Origin of the sequence: Clostridium sp. DFI.5.61, assembly GCF_024462915.1 — a bacterium.
Taxonomy (GTDB): domain Bacteria; phylum Bacillota; class Clostridia; order Oscillospirales; family Oscillospiraceae; genus Lawsonibacter; species Lawsonibacter asaccharolyticus.
Map to the genome: position 1 here is coordinate 1 of NZ_JANGBZ010000181.1, position 223 is coordinate 223.

Below are 223 nucleotides of genomic sequence, written 5' to 3' on the forward strand. Positions count from 1 at the left end.
TTTTCGTCTCGCAGCTGATGACCAAAGACGCGCTCGCCGCGCGCAAACTGCTTGATGGCCGTAATTTCAGCCAGGCCGATTGCCAACGATTCGGTTGCGGATATGCTCCGCAAGGCTGGGATAATCTGGTGCGGTACTTGGCAGGCAAGGGCTTCACACAGCAGGAAATGTTGGACGCAGGTTTGGCCCGTCAAGGCCAGCATGGGGTGTATGACTATTTCCG

General features: G+C 56.5%; 1 pseudogene. It reads left to right on the top strand.

Annotated features, from left to right (window positions below):
• A pseudogene (locus NE584_RS19560) lies at nucleotides 1-223 on the top strand (DNA primase); the annotation flags it as partial.